Annotated in this window: 21 protein-coding genes and 1 tRNA gene; 11 read left to right on the top strand and 11 right to left on the bottom strand. The window is 56.1% G+C overall.

Annotated elements, in window-relative coordinates; translation table 11 throughout:
- Nucleotides 1-59: 59 nt before the first annotated feature.
- Together O77CONTIG1_RS11615 and O77CONTIG1_RS11610 are read left to right on the top strand one after the other, a co-directional pair.
- Nucleotides 60-785 (top strand): pyridoxine 5'-phosphate synthase, encoded by a 726-nt coding sequence (locus tag O77CONTIG1_RS11615; RefSeq protein ID WP_068510750.1) that lies wholly within the window; start codon nucleotides 60-62, stop codon nucleotides 783-785.
- 113 nt (nucleotides 786-898) lie between these two features.
- Nucleotides 899-1,225, top strand: coding sequence for an MgPME-cyclase complex family protein (locus O77CONTIG1_RS11610; protein ID WP_068510748.1), 327 nt, complete (start codon nucleotides 899-901; stop codon nucleotides 1,223-1,225).
- Nucleotides 1,226-1,338: 113 nt separating this feature from the next.
- Here O77CONTIG1_RS11610 and O77CONTIG1_RS11605 read toward each other — a convergent pair whose 3' ends face one another.
- Nucleotides 1,339-3,018 carry a SulP family inorganic anion transporter gene (locus tag O77CONTIG1_RS11605; RefSeq protein ID WP_068510747.1) on the bottom strand — a complete coding sequence of 560 codons (1,680 nt, stop codon included), beginning with the start codon at nucleotides 3,016-3,018 and terminating at the stop codon, nucleotides 1,339-1,341.
- 498 nt (nucleotides 3,019-3,516) lie between these two features.
- On the opposite strand from O77CONTIG1_RS11605, the gene nadA reads away from it, so the two are divergent.
- Nucleotides 3,517-4,479 carry a quinolinate synthase NadA gene (gene nadA, locus O77CONTIG1_RS11600; RefSeq protein ID WP_068510745.1) on the top strand — a complete coding sequence of 321 codons (963 nt, stop codon included), beginning with the start codon at nucleotides 3,517-3,519 and terminating at the stop codon, nucleotides 4,477-4,479.
- A 180-nt stretch (nucleotides 4,480-4,659) separates the two neighbouring features.
- Here nadA and O77CONTIG1_RS11595 read toward each other — a convergent pair whose 3' ends face one another.
- From O77CONTIG1_RS11595 to O77CONTIG1_RS27895, 4 genes are all read right to left on the bottom strand, one after another.
- Nucleotides 4,660-5,145 carry a TerB family tellurite resistance protein gene (locus O77CONTIG1_RS11595; RefSeq protein WP_068510743.1) on the bottom strand — a complete coding sequence of 162 codons (486 nt, stop codon included), beginning with the start codon at nucleotides 5,143-5,145 and terminating at the stop codon, nucleotides 4,660-4,662.
- A gap of 94 nt (nucleotides 5,146-5,239) precedes the next feature.
- Entirely contained in the window at nucleotides 5,240-5,941 is a 702-nt protein-coding gene (locus O77CONTIG1_RS27905; protein ID WP_286132669.1) for a PDZ domain-containing protein, read from the bottom strand.
- Nucleotides 5,942-5,957: 16 nt separating this feature from the next.
- Complete coding sequence (locus O77CONTIG1_RS27900) at nucleotides 5,958-6,080, bottom strand: hypothetical protein (protein WP_286132668.1); 123 nt, start codon at nucleotides 6,078-6,080, stop codon at nucleotides 5,958-5,960.
- Nucleotides 6,077-7,030, bottom strand: a complete 954-nt coding sequence (locus O77CONTIG1_RS27895; RefSeq protein ID WP_286132667.1) for a M61 family metallopeptidase — start codon at nucleotides 7,028-7,030, stop codon at nucleotides 6,077-6,079. Before O77CONTIG1_RS27895 ends, O77CONTIG1_RS27900 begins: the two co-directional genes overlap by 4 nt.
- A gap of 127 nt (nucleotides 7,031-7,157) precedes the next feature.
- Between O77CONTIG1_RS27895 and gntT the strand changes: the two genes are divergently transcribed.
- Nucleotides 7,158-8,468 (top strand): guanitoxin biosynthesis MATE family efflux transporter GntT, encoded by a 1,311-nt coding sequence (gene gntT, locus O77CONTIG1_RS11585; protein WP_068510741.1) that lies wholly within the window; start codon nucleotides 7,158-7,160, stop codon nucleotides 8,466-8,468.
- A gap of 159 nt (nucleotides 8,469-8,627) precedes the next feature.
- Here the strand turns inward: gntT and O77CONTIG1_RS11580 are convergent, their stop codons facing one another.
- From O77CONTIG1_RS11580 to cpdA, 4 genes are all read right to left on the bottom strand, one after another.
- Nucleotides 8,628-9,440 (bottom strand): DUF4079 family protein, encoded by an 813-nt coding sequence (locus tag O77CONTIG1_RS11580; protein WP_068510740.1) that lies wholly within the window; start codon nucleotides 9,438-9,440, stop codon nucleotides 8,628-8,630.
- Nucleotides 9,441-9,679: 239 nt separating this feature from the next.
- The gene (gene accB / locus O77CONTIG1_RS11575; protein ID WP_068510738.1) at nucleotides 9,680-10,171 is read right to left on the bottom strand and encodes an acetyl-CoA carboxylase biotin carboxyl carrier protein; all 492 of its coding nucleotides are present in this window, start codon (nucleotides 10,169-10,171) and stop codon (nucleotides 9,680-9,682) included.
- Between the two features lie 52 nt (nucleotides 10,172-10,223).
- Entirely contained in the window at nucleotides 10,224-10,787 is a 564-nt protein-coding gene (gene efp, locus O77CONTIG1_RS11570) for an elongation factor P (protein ID WP_068510736.1), read from the bottom strand.
- A 218-nt stretch (nucleotides 10,788-11,005) separates the two neighbouring features.
- The gene (gene cpdA / locus O77CONTIG1_RS11565) at nucleotides 11,006-11,806 is read right to left on the bottom strand and encodes a 3',5'-cyclic-AMP phosphodiesterase (protein WP_068510735.1); all 801 of its coding nucleotides are present in this window, start codon (nucleotides 11,804-11,806) and stop codon (nucleotides 11,006-11,008) included.
- A gap of 221 nt (nucleotides 11,807-12,027) precedes the next feature.
- Here cpdA and O77CONTIG1_RS11560 point away from each other — a divergent pair.
- Nucleotides 12,028-12,098: transfer RNA gene (locus O77CONTIG1_RS11560), tRNA-Cys, on the top strand.
- Nucleotides 12,099-12,328: 230 nt separating this feature from the next.
- Here the strand turns inward: O77CONTIG1_RS11560 and trpA are convergent.
- Together trpA and O77CONTIG1_RS11550 are read right to left on the bottom strand one after the other, a co-directional pair.
- Nucleotides 12,329-13,129 (bottom strand): tryptophan synthase subunit alpha, encoded by an 801-nt coding sequence (trpA, locus tag O77CONTIG1_RS11555; RefSeq protein ID WP_068510733.1) that lies wholly within the window; start codon nucleotides 13,127-13,129, stop codon nucleotides 12,329-12,331.
- Nucleotides 13,130-13,318: 189 nt separating this feature from the next.
- The gene (locus O77CONTIG1_RS11550) at nucleotides 13,319-13,666 is read right to left on the bottom strand and encodes a DUF3007 family protein (protein ID WP_068510732.1); all 348 of its coding nucleotides are present in this window, start codon (nucleotides 13,664-13,666) and stop codon (nucleotides 13,319-13,321) included.
- Nucleotides 13,667-13,994: 328 nt separating this feature from the next.
- On the opposite strand from O77CONTIG1_RS11550, the gene O77CONTIG1_RS24480 reads away from it, so the two are divergent.
- The 6 genes from O77CONTIG1_RS24480 to O77CONTIG1_RS27890 all read left to right on the top strand — a co-directional run bounded on the left by O77CONTIG1_RS24480 (nucleotide 13,995) and on the right by O77CONTIG1_RS27890 (nucleotide 19,831).
- Nucleotides 13,995-14,192 carry a hypothetical protein gene (locus O77CONTIG1_RS24480; RefSeq protein WP_156435178.1) on the top strand — a complete coding sequence of 66 codons (198 nt, stop codon included), beginning with the start codon at nucleotides 13,995-13,997 and terminating at the stop codon, nucleotides 14,190-14,192.
- Nucleotides 14,193-14,410: 218 nt separating this feature from the next.
- Nucleotides 14,411-15,619, top strand: a complete 1,209-nt coding sequence (locus O77CONTIG1_RS11540) for an HhoA/HhoB/HtrA family serine endopeptidase (RefSeq protein WP_084782548.1) — start codon at nucleotides 14,411-14,413, stop codon at nucleotides 15,617-15,619.
- Between the two features lie 169 nt (nucleotides 15,620-15,788).
- Nucleotides 15,789-16,064, top strand: coding sequence for a UBP-type zinc finger domain-containing protein (locus tag O77CONTIG1_RS11535; protein ID WP_068510727.1), 276 nt, complete (start codon nucleotides 15,789-15,791; stop codon nucleotides 16,062-16,064).
- Nucleotides 16,065-16,226: 162 nt separating this feature from the next.
- Nucleotides 16,227-17,870 carry an ABC1 kinase family protein gene (locus O77CONTIG1_RS11530; RefSeq protein WP_068510726.1) on the top strand — a complete coding sequence of 548 codons (1,644 nt, stop codon included), beginning with the start codon at nucleotides 16,227-16,229 and terminating at the stop codon, nucleotides 17,868-17,870.
- Nucleotides 17,871-17,939: 69 nt separating this feature from the next.
- Nucleotides 17,940-18,563, top strand: a complete 624-nt coding sequence (locus tag O77CONTIG1_RS11525; RefSeq protein ID WP_068510723.1) for a hypothetical protein — start codon at nucleotides 17,940-17,942, stop codon at nucleotides 18,561-18,563.
- Between the two features lie 314 nt (nucleotides 18,564-18,877).
- Entirely contained in the window at nucleotides 18,878-19,831 is a 954-nt protein-coding gene (locus O77CONTIG1_RS27890; protein WP_286132666.1) for a M23 family metallopeptidase, read from the top strand.
- Nucleotides 19,832-19,846 lie beyond the last annotated feature (15 nt).

Below are 19,846 nucleotides of genomic sequence, written 5' to 3'. Positions count from 1 at the left end.
GCAGCGGCTGTGTCTGCTGTGGTGCCCCGCTGTAATCCAACGAGTTGGAGCGTTTAGCCTTGCCTACGCTGGGTGTCAATATTGATCATGTTGCTACGATTCGGCAGGCGCGGCGCACGGTGGAACCCGACCCGGTAGCGGCGGCCGTGCTGGCAGAGCTAGCCGGAGCCGACGGCATCACAGTTCACCTGCGGGAAGATCGGCGGCATATTCAAGACCGAGATGTGCGGCTACTGCGGCAGACGGTGCGGACGCATCTGAACCTGGAGATGGCGGCCACAGACGAGATGGTGGCGATCGCCCTCGATGTCCGCCCCGATTATGTAACGCTGGTGCCAGAGCGCCGCGAGGAAGTGACCACCGAAGGCGGCCTCGACATCGCCGGACAAAAAGACCGGATGCTGCACGTCGTCAGCACGCTGCAATCGGCGGGCATTCCTGTCAGCCTGTTCATCGATGCCGATGCAGCCCAGATTGACGCTTCTGCTGCGGTCGGGGCACAGTTCATCGAGCTACACACCGGCCGCTATGCCGAAGCCCACGACGAGCAGAGCCACGCCCATGAACTAGCTGTGCTGGCGCGGGGCTGTGAGCGGGCGATCGCCGCTGGGCTGCGCGTCAATGCAGGGCATGGACTCACCTACTGGAACGTGCGTCCCGTGGCTCAGTTTCCCGGTATGGAAGAACTCAACATTGGTCATAGCATCATCAGCCGTGCTGTCCTCGTGGGTATGGATCGGGCCATCCGCGAGATGAAACAGGCGATGCTGGGGCTGCTGGGATGAGAAAATCAGAAGCAGAGTGACGCAGCTACAAGGGCTGGTTCGCTTCTCTCTACCCCATACTCTCCTGATTCCCATTCTCCAAATTTCAATTTCTCCAATTCTCAAATACGTCTATGACCACCTATCACTTCATCCTGGCCAGTGAAAAATTTTTGCTCCAAGAGGAGCCGCTTGACGAGTCGCTGCGGGAGCGCACTCGCCACTATGCCGAAACGGGCAAAGAAATCGATTTCTGGCTGGTGCGGGAGCCTGCATTTCTGGAAGCAGCAGAGATGAGCGAATTTAAGGCAAAATGTCCCCGCCCTGCGGTGGCGGTGATTTCGACGAACCCGCAGATGATTACCTGGCTCAAGCTGCGCCATGAGTATGTGCTGGTTGGCCAGTTCGAGGCTCCTTCGGCAGCGATTCCCGATCCGCTGGCATCGCTGTTGGCCGTCTAGAGAACGTTCAAAACTCGATAAGAAAAGCACAAAAAACCCCGGATCTCTTTGAGAATCCGGGGCGATTCACCGTTTTGGAAGGGAACGGACTTCTGTAAAACGCTGTGAAAACGCTATGAAATAGAGCGATGGCTTAGCCCCTTGGGATAGCTGCTAACCGTGCTCACGGCCATCCGCAACGCATCTGTGCGGTCGGTAAACAGATGGTCATGGGGCAATAGATCAAAAATGCCAAGCTTTTCCAGACGGCGCTTGACCTTACCCGCTGCACCGACCAGATAGACTTGCCGACCCTTCTCCACTGCATCGCGAATCGCGTTTTCAATTTCCAGCGAGGCAGTCACGCCCATGTGAGGCACGTCGCTCAGATCCATTACCAGCGCGTCGCAGTCGCCCAGGGTGTTGTGCTGGCGGGCGATCGCCTTCGACACCCCAAAGATCATCGGCCCGCTCAGATAGAACAACTGCACCCGACCGTTTGCCTCGTCCAGCAGCCGCTTTTCTTCGTCATTCAGCACCACATCGTCATCTGTGTCGCTGATAACCTTTACTTCCTGAGAATGCAGCTCGCTAAGACGCTCGATCGTCAGGATATTGGCAATAAACACACCCACGCCAACCGCCACAATCAAATCCACAAACACGGTCAGCAGCAGCACACCATACATGATGATGGAGCCGCGGGTCGAAACCTTGTGCGATCGCTTCAAAAAGCTCCAGTCCAGAATGTCAATCCCGACCTTGAGGGCAATCCCGGCCAACACAGCCATCGGGATCGCGCGAGTATACTGCGCTGCCCAAAGAACCACGATCAGCAAGATTGCCGCCCGCGTCAGTCCCGACAGGGCCGTTCTCGCGCCCGTTTGAATATTGACCACCGTGCCCATCGTTGCACCCGCACCCGGCAGCCCGCCGCACAGACCCGACACCAAGTTGCCAATGCCCTGACCGATCAATTCCTTGTTGGAGTTGTGTTCTGTGCGGGTGAGGCTGTCGGCAATCACCGCTGTCAGCAGCGTGTCGATGCACCCTAGCATCCCTAGCATGGCTCCATCCACCAGCATCTTGGTCATTAGACCCGGCGTGAAAGTCGGCACTTGCAGCGTCGGCAGCCCCATTGGGATTTCGCCGATGCGGGGAATATCCGCACCCGGAAACAGCATCAGCGATGCTAGCGTACCTACAATCAGCGCTACCAACTGTGGCGGAGCATAGCGCTTCAGCCTGCGTGGCCACAGGAAAATGATGCCAAGCGTCAAGCCACCGAGGATAGCCGCTGCTGGGTTGATGTTTGCGAGCAGCGTGGGCAGATTAGTGACCGTGCCCAGCACACCCCCTTTGGGAGCCTTTTGCCCCAAAAATGGCGCAATTTGCAGAATGATCAGAATCACGCCAATGCCCGACATAAAACCGGAAATGACGCTGTAGGGCATCAGCGTAATGTACTTGCCCAATTTGAAAACACCAAACAGGATTTGAAAAATGCCTGCCAGCATCACCACCGTGAACGCCATTGCCAAGCCATTCTCTGGGTCGGCGGCCACCAGTGAGGCAATGACGGCCGTCATAATCACAGTCATCGGGCCGGTGGGTTCTGAAATCAGAGTCGGCGTGCCGCCAAACAGCGCTGCGAAAAAGCCCACACAGACTGCGCCATAGAGACCAGCGATGGGCCCTGCGCCAGAGGCAACGCCGAACGCTAGTGCCAAAGGCAAGGAAACAATAGCAGTGGTTAAGCCACCAAAAAGGTCGCCCTGCAAGTTCCTAAAATGAATGAGATTGGTAATTTTCATAGGGATAAAAACTAAGGTCGCTGAATCAGCAGTGGCTAACTCAATCAAACGTATAGCTTCTAGTCTATACAAGGTGCCTTACTCATAGACTTCGAGCTATGACTCAAGCCTATAGTGTTCGATGCATGGCGTAAAGCGCTGATTGATAAGAATTCCTGAGAATCTCAAGGACAACTATGTGTTAATGATTAGGATAGATATCAGTCTATGGACTATGTTTTTTTGATAGAACCGAATTTATGAACCAAGCATATAGTGTTCGCTGAATCACGTAAAGCGCTGATTGATAAGAATTCCTGAGGACTTCCCGAGCGATAGGTAAAGGGAGAGGGCGATCGCCCTTACAAGATTCTCCAACCCTCTGAATACTGATACTTGCAGCCCCGCACCCGTGTTGGGTCGCTGGGTGGGTTGCCAGTTGCCTCCCTCTTTATGGTGAAAACAACTATAATTAATCCATGTCTCTTATCTGACAACTACCTAGGAAGTCCGTAAACCGTGCTACAAACTGTTCTGTCTTACCAAAATTCCGAGGCGCTGCCTAGGGATTTGTTTGGGGCGATCGCCGATCTCAAACGCGACCTCAACGCGGTGATCCTGGCGCACTATTACCAAGATCCTGACATTCAGGACATTGCCGACTATATTGGCGACTCCCTGGGGCTGTCGCAGCAGGCCGCTAGCACCGATGCAGACGTGATCGTGTTTGCGGGAGTGCATTTCATGGCAGAAACGGCGAAAATTTTGAATCCGCACAGGCTGGTGCTGCTGCCCGACCTAGAGGCAGGCTGTTCCCTAGCAGATAGCTGTCCGGCTGATGCTTTTGCCGCCTTCAAGGCAGCACATCCGGGTCATGTCGTTGTGTCGTATATCAATTGCACAGCCGAAATCAAAGCCCTCAGCGACATTATCTGCACCAGTTCCAACGCGGTGAAGATCGTGCAGCAGATTCCCCCAGATCAGCCCATTATCTTTGCCCCCGATCGCAACCTCGGGCGCTATGTGATGCAGCAGACCGGGCGCGAGATGGTGCTGTGGCAGGGAAGCTGCATGGTGCATGAGACGTTTTCCGAACGCAAGATCGTGCAACTGCAAATCGAGCATCCTGAAGCGGAAGTGATCGCCCATCCCGAATGCGAACCCGCCGTGTTGCGCCACGCCCACTACATCGGCTCTACGACCGCGCTGCTCGGCTATTGCCAAAAGAGCGACAGCCGCGCCTTTATCGTGGCGACGGAGCCGGGCATCATTCACCAGATGCAAAAGGCAGAACCCACCAAGAAGTTCATCCCCGCGCCGCCGATGAACCAGTGCGCCTGCAATGAGTGCCCGCATATGCGGCTGAACACGCTGGAAAAGCTGTATCTCTGTATGAAAAACCGCCAGCCCGAAATCACTCTATCTGAGGAGACTCAGGCGGCGGCGCTCAGACCGATTCAGCGAATGTTGGAGATGAGCTAGAAACGAAGACTTGGCTTAGTCAAGCTAGCGCTGAGAGCCAATGCTATTACTCAGAGGCAGAAGTTTTGCCTGTAGTGCAGTGTGATGGTTTAGTTTTAGGGTGATGCCTTGGCTCGTAGTAGGCGCTTCAGCGCTAAAGCGCTTACTACGAACGGACGGAAGCGAGGGCGCTAGGAGCGGTTAGTGCCCGATGAAGTTGCCCAAGTGGCGGGTGAGGCGTTCGATCAGCCCTTCGCTTTGTGAGAGGTCGGCGATCGCCTCTTCTTCCACGCGCTTCACTGTTTCTGGCGCAAAGCCCAGTAGATTAACCAGCCGCTGGTAGGCTTCGGCTTCTTCAGCGTTGACGAGTTCCTCATCAGGTGTGCGGGCGCTGGAGTTGATCACGGCATAGCCCAGGCGCAGCACCAGTTCCCGCTCCTCAATCGTTTGCAGCTTGGGAATGAGTTCCTCTAGCGGAATATTTTGCATGACGTAATCCCGCAACTCCTTCCGCAGTTCTTCTTTTTGGGGCGCATCGGCTGCAAAGAGTCCGCTAAAGCTGTCGAGCATCACGTCTACTTCTTCTTCAGCGAGGTTGCCATCGGCCCAAGCCATCGCTGCAACAACGCGGAGCAGCGTCATTTGGCTGGGACTGATGGACGGTGGCGGCGGTGTCTGTAGCGGCATAGAGATCTCCTCAAGTGTGATGGAGGAATTTTTTCAGACATTACCACACCCCATTCAGAGAGCCTTGGAGCTTAAGCTTCTTGTCCAGAGTTGGTTACATGATGTTACACAGTGTTTCCCAATCGATACCCAGCCAGCCCCGCAGGAGCGCTTTTTGAGCATCGTTGGCAGACGGCAGGGGCATAAGCTTGAAGTTGCTAGGGGAGGGCGGGTCGAGAGTGACAGGAACAGTGCGGAGTTCGTCTTGGTGGAAGACGGTGACTTGCACTGTGTCGCCAGGTCGGTAGTTTTGCAGGCGATCGCCCAACTGCTCTGCCGACACTCGCAGCCCGTCCAGCGCTAGTAGCTCATCGCCGATGTCGAGGCCGGCTTGCTGAGCCGGTGCGCCCATTTCAATAAACTGAATCAGGGTTTTGCCATTTTCGGCGCGGGCAGTGATGCCCAGACTAGGGGGAGCGTTGCTTACGTCGTCAGGTTGCAGGCACAGCCCAAAGGGTTTCAAATAATCGTCGAACGGCAGTTCTTCAGTTGTGTGCAAATAGCGATGGAAAAAGTCGCTGAGATCAGTATCGGCCACGGCGGCGATCGCCCCTTCCAGTTCCGCTGGTGTAAAGCCGATTTCGTCTTGCCCAAACCGCTGCCACATCAGCCGCATTACATCATCGAGCGATCGCCCATTGTCATGTTTTGCGCGAATCAACAAATCCAGCAGCAGCGACACCATTTCGCCCTTGAGATAATAGGAGATCTGGTTATTGTTGCTATTTGCATCGCGGCGATAGAGCTTTGATCCCACGCATCAAAAACTGGATTCACTCAGCGGCTGCACTTTGCGTCCCAGGAATCGTGAGAAACTGCGTGATTTCCTTACTCAATTCTTTGAGATAGGTCTTTGCATCATACAGTCCCGCCCGGAAGGGGGATTGCCAAGTCATAAAAGCTGGTCGTCCCTTCGCAAAACCAAAAGCGACGGCGTGTAATTTTCCGATTCATAATCAAACACTTCCAGCGCCTTGGGACGAATCCGCTTCACGTTCCACAGATGGAAAAATTCGTGTGCCACCAGCTGCATAAAGCGGTTGTATTTCTCCCTGGCTCGGAAGCTGAAACGTCCGTAGTTCAGGGTGCAGGAGTCTTTATGCTCCAGCCCGCCATAGCCCTGAGACGACAAATGCAGCAAAAACAGATAGCGCTCGTAGGGCAGCCCGCCGAATAGCGCGGCTTCTACTTCCACAATTCGCGTGGTGTCTTGAATTAAATCTGCTGCGTCGTAGTTCCCCGTTCCCCAGATTACCCACTCGTGGGGCTTGCCCAGCACGCTAAATTCGTGGCGATCGTGGATGCCCACCTCTACGGGCGTATCCACCAGCGCATCAAAGTCAGCCGCTTCAAAGGTATTTTCCTCACCCGAAACGACGGGCAGCGTAGTGGCGATTTTCCAGGACGGCTTCGGCGGCATGATCGTCACTCGAATAGGCTGCCGCTCAAGCCCTGGCACAAAGAAGAACAGCGCCGCGCCGTTAAAGTATCCGTGAGTCGTGTCGAGATGATTCGTGCGGACGGTCAGCTCATTGGCAAATACGCGATATTTCAGCGTGATCTCTGACGTTTCGGCTGTATGAATTCGCCAGTGATTTTTGCTGATCTTCTCCCATGTCAATCCCGATGCCGCTGCAAAGTCCTGCACGTGCCGCGAGTATTCCCGAATCAAGTAGGAGCCGGGTGTCCACACGGGCATTTTCAGATCCAGCACGTCTGCCTGCCAACCGGATACTCGCAGCGTCACCTCAAACAGGTGCGTTTCGGGCTGGGGCATGGCGACGGTGTAGTGAAGCTGAACCGTGGCGGGGCTGGCGGTGCGGGGCTGAAATTGGGTGGCGGTCATGGGCGGGATGAGTTGAAAAATGAGTTGCTAGACTGCTGGTATTCTGTCTAGTCTAGGCGATCGCCCTCCAAACTCGCCGGAAATTCTCCAGGGCTTCGTCACCTGATTTCTAACTCCAACTTGCTCTATGCGTGATTCCTTCTGGGCCTCGTTTTTGCGGTTGGCCAGCGTGAATATTCTGTCAAACCTGCTGGTGCCGCTGGCGGGGCTGTTAGATGTGGCGTTTTTGGGCAATTTGGCTGATATTCGGCATCTGGCGGGCGTGGCGATCGCCACTGTCTTGTTCAACTACCTGTACTGGACCTTTGGCTTTTTGCGGATGGGCACAACGGGCACGACGGCGCAGGCGGTGGGCCGGGGCGATGCGGACGAAGTGCTGATAACGGGGCTGCGGGGTGGGGCGATCGCCCTGGTCGTGGGGCTGGGGATTGTGCTGCTGCAACTGCCGCTGCGAGAGATAGGCTTTACGCTGCTAAGCGCCGCACCGGAGGTAAAACAGGCCGGGCGAGCTTATTACAACGCGATGATTTGGGGGGCACCCGCGACGCTGCTCAATCTGGTGTGGATGGGCTGGTTTTTGGGACGGGGTAAGGGGCGGGCGGTGCTGCTGCTGTCGGCGGTGAGCAACGGTGTGAACGTGGTGCTGAACTACTGGCTGATTGTGCGGTGGGGCTGGGCCAGCGCGGGGGCCGGCGCGGCCACGGCCCTGAGCCAGTACGCCATGCTGGGGGTGGCGCTGGGTCTGCTAAGCCGCGAGGTGTCTGGGGCGCAGGTGCGGGCAGTGTTTCCCAAGATCTGGAACGCGGCGGCGCTAAAGTCCCTAGTTCTGCTGAACGGCAATATTGTGATTCGCACCTTTGCCCTGATTACCACCTTTGCGGTGTTTACTAACCTCAGCGCTGCGATGGGGACGACCGTGCTGGCGGCAAATACGCTGCTGCTCCAGGTGGTGACCCTGGCGGCCTACTTCATCGATGGACTCGCCTTTGCCACCGAAACCTACGCGGGCCAGTTTCACGGCGGCGGTCAGCGCGATCGCCTGCGGGCGTTGGCGGAACTCTCTGGAGCGCTGAGCCTGGGACTCGGACTGGCGATCGCCCTGCTGTTTGCCCTGCGGCCCCAGCCGCTATTTCGCCTGCTCACGCACCATGCCGACGTGCTGGAGAGCGTGCGCCAGTCGGTCTGGTGGCTGCTGCCGCTGCTGGGCTTTGGGTCGATCGCCTATATGCTCGACGGCTATTTTCTCGGCATCACGGCGGGAAACGTGCTGCGAAATTCATCGCTGCTCTCGTCGCTGCTGGGGTTTGCGCCAGTCGCGGCGATCGCCTGGCAAACCCAAAGCAACCCGCTGTTGTGGCTGGCGCTGACCTGCTTTATGGCGGCCCGCATGGTAACGCTGGGGCTGGCGCTGCGAGAGGCTGACCTAGAGCGTCTCTAAGTTACACAGCATTTTCCAAGTTACACAGCATTTTCCCGCAGGGTAAGGCCCGCGCTCCCCTGACGAGGCGAGAGCGTCCTGACCATCCGCAGATCCTACTCGCTTCAAAAGCGCTGTAACACCTGAGTTGCACTAGAGAGGCGATCGCCTAAATTCGGATTAAGGAGTCGATTGTTCCTGGGGTGCTTCTTCTACAGGGGCAGCCTGCACCTGACAGGGCTGGGTCTGGCAGTTCTGGAAATAAAGCTGCTCGACGTAGGATTTTTGCCAGCTTAGGGGAATTTCTAGCAGGTCGCGGGGGCCCGTCAGGGCTTGCCCCACAAAAAACAGCAGCGCGATGGTGTTGAGCGCGGTGTGGATTTTGCGCCAAGTCAGGGCTTTTTCCTGGTCGCGGCTGTAGATGTCGGGGGCGATCGCCAGCGAGAAGATCATCAGCATGGCGGCAATCATACCGTAGTAGAAATGCGACACCTGCCATTCAAAATCGCGCCGAAAGACGAGATCATACAAATTGCCGTCGCCCGCCTGAAACTTTTGGAAGCCGATAATCCACAAGCCTGCGCCAGTCAGCATGGCAAACAGCCCTCGCCAGAGCCGGGGCGTTTGTGGATTCAGCGAGGCCGCGCGATAGAGAAACACCAGCGCGGCGATAGTGGCGATGAAGAACCCCAGAATCAGGTAAAACCGAGTGGAATTCGCCGCCCAATTGCCACTATCCAGCACAAGCTTTTTGTAAATCGGCTGTGCCATGCCCAGCAGCGTGATGCCCACGACAGAGCCACTCAGCCACTTGCCCAGTTTGAAATGGTCGGGGCCGACGATGGGCGGAATCTTGCTCTTGTCTCCGGCAGCAAGCTGTAGGCGGCGCTGGCGGGTTTGCCAGGCAAAGTACACCACCGCACCAATCAAGGGAAACACAAAGAAAACGGCGATCGCCGGATGCAGCAGCGTAGCGATATCTTCAACACTCATGGCAGGTTAGATCCGCATTAGTTCAGCAGCACGAACCTTTGAATCCCAAAGTCATTACGTGCCGCAATGCCATTTGGATCTCAGGTTTAGGATTAGCTTAGGGAAACTGCCTGCATTCTAAATGAATTTAGACTGAGAAAATAACGGCTGCATGGGGGCTGAGCGCTTTTCGAAAAACTGTTTCTCAAAGATTAAAAAGCCCGCTTATCAGACGCACTCCCGAAGAAGGGCGATCGCCTCTAGCCAGGATTCACCCGCATCAACGCCTGACCAAACTCTACTGAGTCACCATTTTTCACCAAAATCTCGACGATTTCGCCGCTCACCTCAGCCTCGATTTCGTTCATGATTTTCATCGCCTCAATAATGCAAACCGTCTGCCCATTGCGAATGCGATCGCCCACATTCACAAACGGCGGCTCATCGGGTGCAGGGGCGCTGTAGAACGTGCCCACAATCGGCGAGGTAATCTCCACCAGCTTTTCGGTGGCCAGGGGGGACGGGGGTGAGGGAATCGCAGGGGCAGGGGGCGCGGCGGGCACAACGGGGGCAACGGGGGGTGGGGTAAAGCGGGCCGTGTCAGCAGGTTCGACGACAACAGGGCGATCGCTCTCTTTGCTTTGTTTCCGCAAAATCAGCTCAAAATCGCTGCTTTTTAAGGTAAACTCTGCCAAGTCTGTCTGATTTAGCAGAGCTAGAAGCTCACGAATCTCATTAAAGTTTAATTCCACGGTATTTATCGCCCCACGTCACCAGCGGTCATAGCAAGCCAGCCCCAAATACTCACGAGGTTTCCCGCCCCAGATAGGTATCCGTGCGGGTGTCAATCTTGATCCGCTCGCCCTTGGCAATAAACAGCGGCACCATCACCTGAGCGCCCGTCTCCACAATGGCGGGCTTGGTGCCTCCCGTCGCGGTGTCGCCCTTCACACCGGGGTCTGTTTCGATAATTTCCAAAACGACGGAGTTGGGCAGTTCCACTTCCATCACCTGGTCGCCCCAGCGGACAACGTTCACTTCCATGCCCTCTTTCAAATATTTGACGCGATCGCCAATTTGCGCCGCCGTCAGCCGTCCTTCTTCGTAGCTCTCCATGTCCATAAAGACGTAATCATCACCTTCTTTGTAGGTGTGCTGCATCACGCTCTTTTCTAGGATCGCTTGGGGCACGGTTTCCCCCGCACGGAAGGTACGCTCCACGACGTTGCCCGTCTGGGCATTTTTCAGCTTCGTCCGCACAAACGCCGACCCTTTGCCAGGCTTCACATGGAGAAATTCCACCACGCGCCATACAGAACCATCGAGGACAATGCTCACGCCCGGACGAAAGTCGTTGCTGGAAATCATGAATCGAGGGGATGAGAGAAGAACAACCGACGATACATTGTACCGCTTGAGGGGGACGCAGTGGACAAAGGGTTGCAAACGCCGCCGCACAAATGCCGCCGCGCAAACGTGAGAACACCCGGACTCCCTGCACTAGAGACTGGCTACACCAGAGAGGCTGCCCGGTTCGCCTGGTCATTGATCTGCCAGGAATGACCCTCGGCTGCACTAGAGACTGGCTACACCAGAGAGGCTGCCCGCTCCACCCGCACCACCTGCGTTTCGTAGCGTCCGTCCAGATAGAGCGTGATTTCTCGAAACCCCGGTTGACGGGTCGAGTCGATCGAAAATTCGTCGATATTTGGCGAAAACTGGACACAAGTAGACGGTGTGCCCAAATAGCGTACGCCCTGCCGCATTTGATCAAATTCCTGGTGAATATGCCCAAACACCACCAGCTTCACCTGAGGGTGCTGATCCAGCACTGCAAACAAATCCTCCCGATTTTGCAGCCCGATAGCATCCATCCAGGCAGAGCCAACGGCCAGCGGCGGATGGTGCAGCGCCACGAGCGTCGGCAGATGGGCAAACTGGCGCAACTGAGCATCCAGCCAGTGCAGGCTGTCGTCGGAGAGCCGCCCGGATACTTCGTTCCACTGGCTAGAATTCAGCAAAATCAGGTTCCAGCCGCCCTGTTGCAGGCACTTTTGGGGCGCGGCAGGGAAGACCGAAAGCACCTGCTCCATCAGGGCGATCGCCTGATCGTGATTTCCCGGTAGCCACAGCGCCGGAATACCCAGCGGCGAAATCAGCCGCAGCAACACTCGGTAGGATTCCTCAGTTTCATCCTGCGACAGGTCACCCGTCAGCAGCAGCAAGTCGGGTCGGGGCTGGCGCTGGGCCACCGCCTGAAGCACGGTTTGGAGCGATCGCCCCGTTTGGCAGCCCTTCATCTCACCCTGCTCGTCGGCAAACAGGTGCGTGTCGGTCAGTTGAACAATCTTCAAGCCCGCAGAGGGCGAACCCGCAGAGGATGGCATGGGAACCCGCCAGAAATCTTTCAGATGAGAATTATCGCAACTTCCTCGGATGATATACTAGATCCTCGTGGGACGAAGAACCTGTTCACAGGGGGCGATCGCCCCTCGCAAACCCTTCACGAACCCCTCGAAAAAAGTCGGCTGTCAACACTGTCAAGACAGCAAGTCAAGACAGCAAGTCAAGACAGCAAGTCAAGACAGCAAGTCAAGACAGCAAGCTCGGCGGCATAGCCAAGTGGTAAGGCAGAGGTCTGCAAAACCTTCACCCCCAGTTCGAATCTGGGTGCCGCCTTCATTTTCACGTTTGTATGATGCATGTAGAGCGAAGGAATCAGTGTCCGTAGCGAAGGATTAGATGTCACAGCGCCACGGAGCCACCCCCTTTGCTCCTCTATGGAAGCGCATCAAGGACTGAACCTGTTACTTTAGACCTGCTAAAGCACGCGATTGGTTTGCGACTTCACTACCTCAAGTTTGGTGAGGTGCCCATCCCAAACAAATGCCCAATCAAGCGCCCAATTTTTATGCCTCTTGCAGCGATGCCTTTAGGCTGCGACAAAAGGTTTCGACAGATTCCAAGGCTTGATGCGGTTCGCCCTCTGCCAAGCGTTTGACAAAGGCGCTGCCGACGATGACGGCATCTGCACCCCACTCCATGACTTGCCGCGCTTGACTCGGCTCTGAAATACCAAAGCCAACGCCGATGGGCTTATCCGTAACGCTGCGTAGCTCTAGCAGCAGGTCTTGCACGCGATCGCCCACCTGCGATCGCATTCCCGTCACCCCCGTCACGCTGACCAGATAGATAAAGCCCTGGGCCTGTTGGGCGATCGCCTGGATGCGCTCTTTAGGACTGGTCGGCGCAACCAGCAGCGTCACCTCAATGCCAATGTCTGCCGCAGGTTTCAGCACGCTGTCCATCTCTTCTAGGGGCAAATCTGGCACCACCAGACCCCGCGCACCGGACTCGTAGGCCCGTTTCAGGAAAGACTCAATGCCCCGGTTCAAAATCGGGTTGTAGTAAGTGAAGAGAATAATCGGCGCTCGTAATGTCGGGCTGACGGTTTTGACCAGTTCCAGCACGTCTTCTAGCTTCACACCGCGCTGGAGCGCCCGCGAGGCGGCTGCCTGGATAACCGGGCCATCCGCCAGCGGATCGGAGTAGGGCACGCCGAGTTCGATCAGATCTGCACCGCTGCGATCCAGGACTTGTAGCGCCTTGGCTGTGGTGTCCAAATCAGGATCGCCCGCTGTAATAAATGGAATGAGCGCACACTGAGCGCGATCGCGCAATGCCCCCATGCAATCTGAAACCGACTTCATGCTGTGTCCTGTAGGTTTATTTAATTTATTTATAAGCCTGGGCCGTTATCTAGAATTTGTTGCCCGGAGTTTGTTGCCCAGAGTTTGTTGCCCGGAGTTTGTTGCCCAGAGTTTGTTGCCCGGAGTTTGTTGCCCGGAGTTTGTTGCCCAGAATTTGTCACCTAGAGTCATGAGCGGCGATCGCCGTGCCTAAGGATCACCAGATACCTTACCATCCAGCGCTGCGTTTTCGTCGGCCGCCTTTTCTTGCTCTAGCTCCGCCTGAAGCGCCGCCAATTCTTCCGGGGTCATCGCATCCAGTCGCTTTTGCAGCACGGCATCTTCATAGTCCTTAAGCTGCTGGTTGTAGGTCATGTTTTGGGTGACTGCGCGAAACAGATACGTCACCAGCCAGCCCAATAGTCCGATGGTCAGCACCGCCTGCGTCCAGATGCCCGCATCGAGGTCGGTTAATCCCAGGCGAATCAACACGACATAGACGATGCCACCCGCCGCAAACACACCCACCCCAATCAAGATCACGTCAATTCGCCGCATTCAGACCAGCGTTCCAGGCTTCGAGGTTTTTGAAAAAGCTAGAGGCAGAACCGTCTAGATATGGATATCCTAAAACGGTTTAGGACTCACGCACCTACGATAAGCTTTCTGGGTCTTGAACGATTTCTCGCAGGTGCGCCCGCGAGAAATCGTTCAACTGCGTAAGTGGGTGCATCCCACTTTTGCAACCCTCACCCTAAATCCCTCTCCCGCTTTGGGAGAAAAGACTTCCAATCCGGCTCCCCTTCTCCTTGTTTGGGAGAAGGGGCTGGAGGATGAGAGCAAACTTGCATAACGGGGATGCGCCCTGTGTAAGTCCTAACGGCTTTTGAAGCTGAAGACGGCCGCGCTGGAGAGAAATCATGGCCACGTCCGCTTCCAAAAAACCATAAAAAAAGAGGGAGCCGAGTGGCCCTGCTTTGATGCCGAAAAAGCTTTCGTGCAGGACAACCGACTCCCTGAGCATTCATTCACCTGTGACTTCAAGTTATCAACCGGGTTTGTCGCTGTCGTGAAAGGGGCATGAACTTTGCATGACAAACTCCGGAGTCAGTCTACGTCTAAAGGCAGGCTCAAGGCTGAGTTGCATCTTTTCATAAGGTTGTGACAGCCTTGTCATTCGATTGACAAATTTCCCGATTAAATTAGGGAAAGACTAATGCTTAAAAAATTTTGGGAACAATTGGATATAGCGAGGAATCTGACACCGTGACGACCTCTAGAAAGCCTGAGCGCAAATCTTCCATGAAACAGTCTCTGATCTATCTGGCTCTGATGATGATGGGAGCTGGAGCGGTAGTAGCGGGCGATCGCCTCTTAGCCAACCAGGCCCTGGCTCCTGTTTCTACCTCTACAGAAGAACCCCTGGTCAGCCAAGTGCAGGCTCCGGCGGCGGTTTCTGCGCCCTCCGCTGCCGCGGCGTTTGCCTCTGGTGGGTCAAACTTTATTGCCAGCGCAGCCGAGCGAGTTGGCCCGGCCGTGGTGCGGATTGACTCCTCACGAACCGTGACCCGGCGCGTTCCCGAGGCGTTTAACGACCCCTTCTTCCGACGCTTCTTTGGCGAAGAAGGGCTGCCACCGTCTTCCCGCGTGCAGCAGGGCATCGGCTCCGGCGTAATCATCGACGCGAGCGGGCTAATCATTACCAATGCCCATGTGGTGGATGGCGCTGACCGGGTAACAGTCACCCTGAGCGACGGCCGCACCTTTGAGGGGCGGGTGTTGGGGGGCGATCGCGTCACTGATGTTGCCGTTGTCAAGATTGAGGGCGATCGTCTGCCGACTGCCCCACTGGGCAATTCTGATTTGCTGCGGCCGGGTGAATGGGCGATCGCCATTGGCAACCCACTGGGGCTAAACAGCACCGTTACCGCAGGCATCATCAGCGCCACGGGTCGCAGCAGCGCCCAAGTCGGCATTCCCGATCAGCGGGCTAGCTTTATTCAGACCGACGCAGCCATCAACCCCGGCAACTCTGGCGGGCCCCTGCTCAACGAGCGCGGCGAGGTGATCGGCATCAACACCGCCATCCGCGCCAACGCCCAAGGACTGGGCTTCGCGATTCCGATTAACACCGCCAAGCGCATTGCTGACCAGCTCATCGCCACGGGGCGGGTCGATCACCCCTATCTGGGCGTGCAGATGGTCAACCTGACCCCTGAATTGAAGCAAAACATCAACGACGACCCCAATAGCCCGATTCGGGTTCAGGAAGACCGAGGTGTGCTGGTAGTGCGCGTGCAAAACAACTCCCCTGCTGCCCGTGCAGGGGTTCGCGCTGGCGACGTGATTACCAAAGTGGGGCAGCAACCTGTCACCGCTTCGGAACAGGTGCAGCAGGTCGTAGAAAATAGCCGCATTGGCAGCCCGCTGCCAGTGGAAGTTCGCCGCAACGGGCAAACTATTAGCCTGAGTATCACGCCAGAACCACTGCCTACGCAGGCCAGGAACTAGGAAGCAAGGTGAAGGGGGTTGGGGGCGATCGCCCCATATGCGAAAGCCTCTGTCCGCTGGGGCACCAGCCCAAGAGTCTGGCAAGGCGTGCTAGAGTTTCGCTAACGTTTCGGCGCATTTCCGACTCCGAGGCCGCACTCCCCAAACCTGACCCCTCAACCCTCCGCCCATGTCCTGCGAACATCTGAACAATCTGACCCTTGAAACGCTGATTCCCAAGGCAAACTTCCCGGTCTTTCGCTGTGAAGAATGCATCCGAGTCAACAGCCAGTGGGTGCATCTGCGGATTTGCCAGACCTGCGGTAAGATGCTGTGCTGCGACTCATCAAAGCATCAGCACGCCCGCCGCCACTATGAAGAAACAGGGCATCCGGTCATGAGTTCGGCAGAGCTGGGCGAAGACTGGCTCTGGTGCTTTGTAGACGAAGCCGCAAAGGAGTATTGAGTGCAATCCCTCAGCCATCGCAGCAAGCTGACTCTGTCATTGCGTTAGTGTTTTGAGCCAGGCTGAACTGAACCTTAACCCCAAACTCGACAAACCCCGCTAGGCTGTAGGAGTGGCGGGGCTTTTTTGTGAACGCCAGCGGCAGTCCAGGGAAGTGTATCGATGCTCTCTCAACTTGTCCAGACCAGTTCTCGTCAAGGCGAAATCGCTGAGGTTGTGCTGCGGCACGGGTGGGACTATATGCGGCGGCTGCTGTCGGGCGGCAAGCTAGACGAGCCAAAGCTGCCCACGCCTGCGGTGCTGCGAAATATTCTGGTAGACTTGGGCCCGGTGTATGTCAAGCTGGGGCAACTGCTGAGTACGCGCCCTGATCTGTTGCCGCCTGACTATATTGAGGCGCTCAGCACGCTCCAGGCCAAGGTTCCGCCTGTAGAGTGGGCAGAAATTGAAGCTGTGATTCGAGAATCGGTTTCCTGCCCTGTGGAAGATGTCTTTCTGGCGATTAACCCGGAACCTGTGGCAGCGGGGTCGATTGCTCAAACCCACCGGGCCACGCTCAAGGACGGCCGCGAGGTGGCGCTAAAGGTGCAGCGACCGGGGCTGCTGTCTGTGGTGGAGCAGGATATTGCCCTGATTCGGGCGATCGCCAGCTTGGTGGCCCAAACCGAATTTGGCAAGCTCTACGACGTGGTGACCCTGGCGGAAGAGTTTTCCCAGGCGTTGCGGGCTGAACTGCGCTTTACCCAGGAGGCGACCTATACGGACCAACTCCGCACCAACCTAGGCCGCAGCCGCTGGTTTGACCCAGCGCAACTGGTGGTGCCGCAGATTATCTGGGAGCATACGACAGACCAACTGCTGGTGATGGAGTGGCTGGATGGGAAGCCGCTGCTGCTGGCGGAGTTCGCCCACGCAGAAGACGAGCGATCCGAGAAACGGGCGATCGCCAACCTGTTACTCCGCGCCTTTTTCCAGCAGGTCTGCCTAGACGGTTTCTTCCATGCCGATCCACACCCCGGCAACCTGTTTTATCTCAGCGATGGGCGCGTGGCCCTGCTGGACTGTGGCATGGTGGGGCGGCTCGACCCACGCACGCAGGACATCTTGCTGGAGCTAATCTTGGCCATTGTCAGCCTGGATGCCCAGCGCTGCGCCCAGCTCACGCTGCAACTGGCCCCTTCAGAGGAGCCAATCAGCCTAACGCGGCTGGAAACAGACTATGAGCGGCTGCTGCGGCAGTATTACAGCCTAAACCTGGGCCAGATCAATTTCAGCCTGCTGTTTTATGAGGTGCTGCAAGCGGCGCGAAAGAACAAAATTCGCGTGCCGGGAAACCTGGGGCTATGTGCAAAGGCGATCGCCAATCTCGAAGGCGTTGCCCGCACCCTCGACCCCGAATTCAACTTTTCAGAACAAATTCGCCCGCTGATGACCGATCTGTTTCGCCGCAAGCTGGTGGGCGATGCGCCGCTGCCTGCCTTCTTGCGGACGCTGCTGGATCTGAAAAATCTGTCGCTGCAATCGCCCCGCCAGGTCGAACTGCTGCTCGACCGTGTCACCTCTGAAACGCTGAACTGGAACCTGACCGTGCGCGAACTGGACACCTTGCGCCGCACCGTCGATTCTTCTGCCAATCGGCTCTCTTTTAGCATTGTCGTGGGGGCGCTGATCATGGGCGCGGCGATTATCACCGCAAACGCCCCCGTCAGCCGCGTAGTGTGGATCAGCGAGGCGCTGTTTGCCGCCGCCAGCATCCTGGGGCTATGGCTAATTATCAGCATCCTGCGATCGGGGCGGCTGCGCTAAACTCAGTTCATTAGCTCATTAGCGGTCTCTAGCTTTAGCATGGCTTTGCATGGTTTTAGAGGGTGAACGATGCAGATCGGTCAATACCTAACACTGGAGGAGTTTTGCACCTGCACGCAAACCTACCAGAAGTATGCGGATCAGATTGACCCATACCCCGAAAACCTGGAAGAAACCATCCCAGCTTTAGAGGCGCTGTGCCAGCATATTCTTGACCCTGTGATTGCTCACTTTGGCAGGGAGCGGTTTCAATTGACCTATGGCTTTTGTTCAAAGGATCTGAAGCGGTTTCTGGCGCAGAAAGACCCAGCAACAGGGATTAAGAACGGGCGGGTTGATCCAAGTCGAGATCAGCACATGGCGCATGAAAAGAACCGAAATGGCAAGTATTACTGCTCACGCCTCGGTGCTGCCTGTGATTTTCGGATTGTAGGGTTGGAGAGCGGTGTTGATAGTCTGTGCGATAGCACGTATCACCTTGTGGAGTGGATTCTAGAGCAGCGATTGCCGTTTGACTCGCTCTACTACTATGGGGGCAATCGACCCATTCACATTAGTTACGCTCCTCAGCCCAGGCAGAATATCTGGACATTTACAGCTCGTGGGGTACCTACCAGGAAAGGACTTGAAAAAGTTGGAGTGCCTAGGAAAGACGCAGAAACCGATCAAAAGTTCGGCGTGCAGTCGCTTTGATTGAACTTTATATAGTACAATTGAATTAGTTCTTTAAACGGACATTCGTTCTTTATTTCAAGAATGTGCAGTTTTAGGTGCAAACCGGGAATCCTGAAGGTTGCCAAATGCCCCAAATAACCTCCTAAACAAATAACCTCCTAAACAAATAACCTCCTAAACAACTATTTTTCACCCTATCAGTCTTCATCAATTACCCACATGGGGGATGACGATTTGATAGAAAATTCTTAATTCAGCGGTTTTATTCTGATGTACGATGTTGGCGGTTGTAAGGCATAGGAAACCGAACTGGACTTGTACCTATTTCCGTCATGAGAGAAGTTTCAAACAACTTAGGAAAATTTCTGCTAACTGCTGGCATTGCCCTCTCTCTGCTCGTCGTAGTAGAAGCCCATCAAAAAATGAGCGAAGCTCGCTCTCTCAATGCCTTAGCAACCCAGAACGCAATCCGCACTACGCCCGGTGCTGTACCTGCCGACCGCTTCATGCCCCAAGTGACCGACCCTTCTACCCGTGACCTAGCTCCTGCGGACTCAACTCGGTCAATTTTTCCCAGACTGCGGCGATCGCCCCAGCCTGCTTCCACGACCTCAACCCCAACGCTCAACCCCAACGCTACGGGAACGATCCAGCCCACGAGACCCAGCGCCAACCCCACAGCGATCAGCGTAGGCGAACCTGGCGCTCAGGCTCAGAACATTTCCTCAGTTGACGTTGCCCAGGTGGTCGCCCGCAACGAGTGGAGCAATGTTTCCTTTCCGCTAGAGCAATTCCAGGCGTACACCTCGCCCTTTGGCTATCGTCGCTCCATCGAAGGCTACAACTACAACGAGTTTCACTATGGTCTGGATATGGCCGCACCCCAGGGCAGCTACATCCGCACCTGGACGACAGGCGTGGTGGTCGAAGTGACGGATGACTCGAACTGCGGCACTTCAGTCGTGGTGGAGGCCGGACGCTGGCTCAGCATTTACTGCCACATGGAGGGGCGGGTCGATCGCACAGGGGGTCGCCGCTCTATGCTCGATCGCGCAGGCGGCATCCAAATTTACGAGGGGCAGACGGTTTACGCCGGCCAGCGAGTAGGTCGCGTCGGCATGACGGGTCGCACCACCGGGCCCCACCTGCACTGGGGTTTGAAGTATGACAGCAACTGGGTAGACCCGGCACTAGTGCTGCGAGCCATGTACAGCGGTCAGCAAACTGCCCAGGGGCTACCGCAAATGCCTACGCAAATTGCCCGCATGGAAGAAATGGAAGAGTAGGCAGCCGCTACAGTT

The sequence above is a fragment of the Leptolyngbya sp. O-77 genome, assembly GCF_001548395.1.
GTDB lineage: Bacteria > Cyanobacteriota > Cyanobacteriia > Elainellales > Elainellaceae > Thermoleptolyngbya.
The sequence above is the reverse complement of the archived record's forward strand: the minus strand, read 5'-3'. Positions and strand labels throughout refer to the sequence as shown.